The 6,156-nt window shown below is 60.5% G+C and carries 4 protein-coding genes; all 4 read left to right on the top strand.

The window, feature by feature from the left end; genetic code table 11:
• The first annotated feature begins 247 nt into the window (after window positions 1-247).
• The 4 genes from fdhF to QMM04_RS20170 are packed head-to-tail and all read left to right on the top strand — an operon-like array spanning window position 248 to window position 6,039.
• Window positions 248-3,220 (top strand): formate dehydrogenase subunit alpha, encoded by a 2,973-nt coding sequence (fdhF, locus tag QMM04_RS20185; RefSeq protein WP_282996863.1) that lies wholly within the window; start codon window positions 248-250, stop codon window positions 3,218-3,220.
• The gene (locus QMM04_RS20180) at window positions 3,220-3,705 is read left to right on the top strand and encodes a DUF1641 domain-containing protein (RefSeq protein ID WP_282996862.1); all 486 of its coding nucleotides are present in this window, start codon (window positions 3,220-3,222) and stop codon (window positions 3,703-3,705) included. The genes fdhF and QMM04_RS20180 overlap by 1 nt, the downstream gene beginning before the upstream one ends.
• Window positions 3,698-5,068 carry a cytochrome ubiquinol oxidase subunit I gene (locus QMM04_RS20175; protein WP_282996861.1) on the top strand — a complete coding sequence of 457 codons (1,371 nt, stop codon included), beginning with the start codon at window positions 3,698-3,700 and terminating at the stop codon, window positions 5,066-5,068. Before QMM04_RS20180 ends, QMM04_RS20175 begins: the two co-directional genes overlap by 8 nt.
• An 11-nt stretch (window positions 5,069-5,079) precedes the next feature.
• Complete coding sequence (locus QMM04_RS20170) at window positions 5,080-6,039, top strand: cytochrome d ubiquinol oxidase subunit II (RefSeq protein WP_282996860.1); 960 nt, start codon at window positions 5,080-5,082, stop codon at window positions 6,037-6,039.
• The last annotated feature ends 117 nt before the right edge of the window (window positions 6,040-6,156 follow it).

Raw genomic sequence — 6,156 nt, 5'->3', positions numbered from 1 at the left:
TGTCACGTCAAAAAATAAGCAGTCGCGATTTATTAAAGCGGGACGGGCGTAACTGAAATGATATTTTTAGTTACAAAATCACTAACGCAATGATTATTTTAACGCTGCGTAAGCCATGCGAGTTATTAAGCGAATCGGCCTGCTTGCACGAAAGATATTTGTTTCTAAGCTCTAAGCATAACTTTACATAATAACCGGCGCTGGCCGGCCCGAATAATTATGAGCGATGGCTTAAACGAGGCGTTAAATGAGCGAAGCACAATGTACCATTATATTTAATGGTGAGCGCTTAAGCGGAACCGCAAATCAACCGTTAATTGATTTTCTGCAGGAGCAGGGAAAAAAACTGCCTCATGTCTGTTATCACCCGGCGCTGCCGCCGCTGCAAACCTGTGATGTTTGCTGGGTTGAGGTGGATGGCGAAGCGGTGCGCGGCTGCACGTTACGCAGCGCTGAGGGCATGCGCGTGGTCAGCCAGAGTGCGGTACTGCAGGCGGCACAGCAGGAGGGCATGGACCGCATCCTCAATCGCCACGAACTCTACTGCACGGTGTGTGAACACAACACCGGCGACTGCACGTTACATAACACCGTCGCGGACATGCACATTCCGATTCAGTATTACCCCTACCAGCGCAAACCGGACAGCAAAGACCACAGTAATCCGTTTTATACCTACGATCCGGATCAGTGCATTCTGTGCGGACGCTGCGTGGAGGCCTGCCAGAATGTCGAGGTGAATGAGACGCTGTCGATTGATTACAGCGCCGATCACCCGCGCGTGCTGTGGGATGGCGGGACGCAGATTGCCGGTTCCAGCTGCGTCAGCTGCGGGCACTGCGTGACCGTCTGTCCGTGCAACGCGCTACTGGAAAAAACCATGCAGCCCGACGCCGGTCCCTTCACCGCGATGGATGAAGACCTGAAGCGGCCGCTGATTGATTTCGTCAAATCACTGGAAAACAGCATCGGCATGGAGCCGATCACCGGAATTTCGCTGATCGATGATGCGCTGCGCAAAGTCGAAATCAAAAAAAACAAAACCGTCTGCACCTATTGCGGCGTCGGCTGCAGTTTTGAAGTCTGGACGCGCGATCGCCACATCCTCAAAATCCAGCCGGTGGCCGATGCGCCGGTCAACGGCATCTCAACCTGTGTCAAAGGCAAATTTGGCTGGGATTTTGTGAACAGCCCAAACCGGCTGACCACGCCGCTGATTCGTGAAAACGGCCAGTTCCGCCCGGCCAGCTGGGAAGAGGCGCTACAGCGCGTGGCCGACGGCCTGCGCGCGGTGGCACGCCAGCACGGCGGTAACGCGATTGGTTTTATTGGTTCCAGTAAAGCCAGCAATGAGGAAGCCTACCTGACGCAGAAGATCGCCCGCCTGATTTTCGGCACCAACAACGTGGACAACTCCTCGCGCTATTGCCAGAACCCGGCGACGGAAGGGCTGTTTCGCACCGTGGGCTACGGCGGCGATGCCGGTACGCTGCGCGATCTGCAGCAGACCTACCTGATCATCACCGTTGGCAGCAACCTGGCGGAAAATCATCCGGTTTTCGCTTCACATATCAAACAGAGCCACAAACATCGCGGACAGAAACTGCTGGTGGTCGATCCGCGCCGTCACGAAATGGCCGAGCGCGCCGATTGTTATCTGCGCATCCGCCCCGGCACCGACATGGTGTGGGCGTCGGCGATGGCGCGCTACATGTTTGACCACGGTTATGCTGATGAAGCATTCCTGCGCGAGCGCGTGAATCAGGTGGCGGAATACCGCGCCTCGCTGGCTCCGTTTACGCTTGAGATGGCCAGTGAAGTCACCGGTCTGAGCGTGGCGCAGTTGACCGAAGCCGCCGAGATGATTGGCAACGCGGGCAGCGCCTGCCTGCTGTGGGCGATGGGCATTACGCAGCACAGCCACGGTGCGGATACCAGCACCGCGCTTTCTAATCTGCTGCTGGTCACCGGCAACTACGGTCGCCCCGGCACCGGTGGCTACCCGATGCGCGGTCACAATAATGTGCAGGGCGCCAGCGATTTTGGCTGCTTAAGCAATGTCTATCCCGGCTACGAAAAAGTGACCGATGCGCAGGTGCGGGAAAAATGGGCGCGCGCCTGGGGCGTGGCACCGGAAGCGCTTTCCGATGAAGCCGGGCTGGATAACTTCATGATGGTGGAAGACGCGCATAAACAGCGGGTGCGCGCCATGTACATCATCGGCGAAGAGACCGCCTTTTCTGATGCGGACTCGACCAAAGTGCACGAAGCCTTCAGCCGGCTGGATTTCATGGTGGTGCAGGACATCTTCATGAGTCGCACCGCTCAGTTCGCGGATGTGGTGCTGCCTGGCTGCCCCAGCCTGGAGAAAGAGGGCACCTTCGTGAATACCGAACGGCGCATTCAGCACTTCTCGCCTGCGTTTGCGCCGCTCGGCGACAGCCGGCCTGACTGGCAGATATTGACTGAGGTCGCGGCGCGTCTCGGCCATCACTGGCACTACCCGAATCCCGGCGCCATCATGGCAGAAGCTGCGGGTATCGCCACGCTATTTGCCGGGGTCAGCTATGAGAACCTCGTCGGCTGGCAGTCACAGCTGTGGCCGGTAAACGCCGACGGCAGCAGCACGCCGCTGCTGTATACCGAGGCGTTCGCCTTTCCTGATGGCAAAGCGCGTCTGTATCCACTGACGTGGCAGCCACCGATGGAAGCGCCCGATGCGCAGTACGACCTGCTGCTGAACAATGGACGTATGCTGGAGCATTTCCAGTCGACTAATCAGACCGGGCAGGGCGGACGCATCAAATCGCTGTCGCCCAACTGGTTTGTTGAGATTTCGCCGCAGCTGGCGCAGGAGCGGCAATTACAGCAGGGCGACTGGGTGGAGCTGCGTTCGCGCCGGGGCAGTGTAGAGGTGCCGGTAGTGGTGACCGAACGGATGGCCGGCAATGTGCTGTTCATTCCTATCCACCACGGCAAACCGGGGGTGAACGGGCTGACCGGTGAACACCACGATCCCGACGTCAACACCCCGGCCTACAAAGAGATTGCGGTGACGATGCGCAAACTGGCGCATGCGCCACAGCCGCATCCGATTCCGCTGCACAACTTCCGCCACGGCCAGCGCACGCCGCTGGATCATCTGCCCGTTGAACAAAAATGGCAGCAGCCTGAATACCGGCTGCCGCCTGAACACGTTTCGCATCCGGAGAAAAGCTAATGGCCGAACCGCTGCACTATCAACCCACTCCGACGCGCACCGAACCCAGCGCGCAGGAGGCGCTGAACGAACTGCTGGAGAATCTGCATCAGCACGGTTTCCTGCGCCTGGCTAATGACATGGTAAAAGCTAACAATGACATCGGCAAAATCGTCGCCGCCGGGCTTAACCGGCCCGGCACGCAAAATGCGGTTCAGAACCTGTCGCTGCTGTTTATGACCCTCAGCACCGTACCGCCGGAGCGTTTCAACCATTTACTGCTGGCGCTGCGCGATGCCCTGCTGGCGATGAAGCCGGCCAGCGGCACGGCGCAGCAGGAGAAAAGCGCGCCGGGCGTCAGTGGCGTGCTCAAATTGCTGAATGATGAGGCGCTGTGGCAGGGCATCCGGCCCCTGCTGGCGGCGCTGGAAACCTTCGCGCGCGCAATGCAGGGTGATGAGGAGAAGCCGATAACCCGCTACAGCGGTAAGCCGAGCCGTGAGTAGCCAGGATTGGGTGCTGCTGATCGCGCGCGGTCAGTTTGCCCTGACGATGGGCATGCATATTACCCTGGCAGCACTGACGCTGGGGCTGGCCCCGTTTCTGGTGTGGTTTGAAGCGCGCTGGCTATGGGGCAGGCGGCCGGAAGCGCATCAGGCGCTGCACTTCTGGATCAAGGTATTCGCGCTCACCGTGGCGATTGGCACGGTTTCCGGCGTGATCATGGAGTTTCAGTTCGGCACCCACTGGTCGGTGTTTGCCAGCAAAGCGGGCGGCATTATCGGTCCGCTGATGCTGTATGAAGTGCTGATCGCTTTTTTCCTCGAGTCGGCGCTGACCGGCGTGATGCTGTTTGGCATCGATCGGGTGAAACCCGGCGTGCATTTCGCCATTACCTGTCTGGTGGCGCTTGGCGCGATTTTCAGCGCTTTCTGGATCCTTGCCGCTAACTCCTGGATGCAAACGCCGCGCGGTTTTACGCTCAATGACGCCGGCCAGTTCACGCCGGACAGCGCCTGGAGTTTGATTTCCGCGCCCTCGTTTGGCTGGCGGCTGGCGCACATGCTGCTGGCCTCATGGATCAGCGTGGCGTTTTTGCTGGGTGGCGTCGCAGCGTGGCGCCTGCTGCGTAATGCTGGCGAGGCCGCCAGCCGGCTGATGCTGCGCAGCGCGCTGACGGTGTCGCTGTGCATCCTGCCGCTGCAGATGGTAGTGGGCGATCTGCATGGCGAAAACACCCGTGACTATCAGCCTGCTAAACTGGCGGCGATCGAGGGCAGCTGGCAGCCGCCTGCGCCAGGGGAGGGCGAGCCGCTGCGGCTGTTTGCGCTGCCCGATCAGGCGCAGCAGCGGAATCACGCCGAGCTGGCGATCCCGGCTATCGGCTCGCTCTACCTGCGCCATAACCTCAGCGGCCACATCAAAAGCCTGGGTGAGTTTCCGCGCGACAGCCTGCCGCCGGTGCTGCCGGTGTTTTTTGCCTTTCGCCTGATGGTGGGACTGGCGCTGCTGATGCTGTTGAGCAGCCTGGCGGGCAATGTGCAGCGCTGGCGCGGTCGTCTTGATCAGTCGCGGCGCGTGCTGCGTCTGCTGGCGCTGATGTCACCGGCTGGCTTCATTGCACTGCTGGCGGGCTGGGTGGTGACGGAGGTCGGCCGGCAGCCGTGGACGGTATACGGCATGCTACGTACCGCCGATAGCCTGGCGCCAATGTCCCTCGGCAGCAGCGTCGCCATTTTCGTGTCGGTGGTGGTGATTTACGCACTGAGTTTTGCCTTTGGCCTGTGTTATCTGCTGCGCCACCTGGCGGCGCCGCTGCCGGATCCGCAGGCGACGGCGGTAGCGGAAACCATACAGACGCCAGCCTGAGGAGGATGAGGATGTTGGTCGAACTTTCTGCTGTGCTCCTGCTGTTTGCCCTGCTGATGTATCTGGCGCTGGATGGCACGGATAGCGGCGTGGGGATGCTGCTATACAGTTTCGACCAGCCACAAGAACGGCAGTGGATGGTGCACAGCCTGCTGCCGCTGTGGGATGCCAATGAAACCTGGCTGGTGTTGCTGGCAGGCGGCATGCTGGCGCTGTTTCCGCCGCTGTACAGTCTACTGTTACAAACGCTGAAGGTGCCGCTGTTTCTCTTCCTGCTGGCGCTGTTTTTGCGCGGGCTGGCGCTGGCGTATCGCGGTCAGCCTGGCGAGACCGGGCGACGCTGGCTGGACCGGCTGCTGATGGTCAGCTCGCTGCTGGCGGCGTTTCTGCCAGGCTGGATGAGCGGCTTGATGCTGGTTTCGCGTCCGCCCAGCGGGATTGTGATTGATTTTTCGCTGGTGCCGCTGCTGTGCGGCCTCGGGCTGGTGGCGGTTGATCTGCTGCTGGGCTGCTGCTGGCTGTGCTGGCGCATTGGCGAGCCGGTGGTAGAGCGGGCGCGGGCGCTGGCCATGCTGTGGTGGGTGGTGATGCTGGCCTGCTTTATTGCCGTGCTGCTGCTGGAGCCGGCGCTGTGGCAGCAGAGCTGGCAGCGCTGGCCGGGAAAAGTGTTGCTGAGCCTGTTGCCTGCGCTGTGGCTGCTGCAGCTGCTCACGCTGTGGCGTGAAGCGATGGTGGCGTTGCTGATGATCACGCTGGTGCAGACGGGCGTGGTGGTCGCGGCGCTGGCGTGCGGGCTTTATCCGTGGTTGCTGCCGTGGCAGCTGGAGATGCACCAGCAGGCCTCCTCGCCGGTGACGCAGGGGTTTGTGGTGACGGGTTTATTGATTGTGTTGCCGCTGACGTTGCTGTACCACAGCTGGGCGTTCTGGGTGTTTAAGCGCCAGCCGCAGGCAGCGCAGCGGTCGCCATAAATGGCGACCCTACAGGACATAGCTCAATTGCGCAGTAGTTTCAGGTATTTCACGGATCCGCCGGTCGCCATCAATGGCGCCCCTTATATCCCGATCATTCTCCTCCGGGTATGATGA

The organism is Pantoea sp. Pa-EAmG (genome assembly GCF_030024295.1).
GTDB lineage: Bacteria > Pseudomonadota > Gammaproteobacteria > Enterobacterales > Enterobacteriaceae > Pantoea > Pantoea dispersa.
Note: the sequence above shows the minus strand (reverse complement) of the source record. Positions and strands in the feature narration are given on the sequence as shown.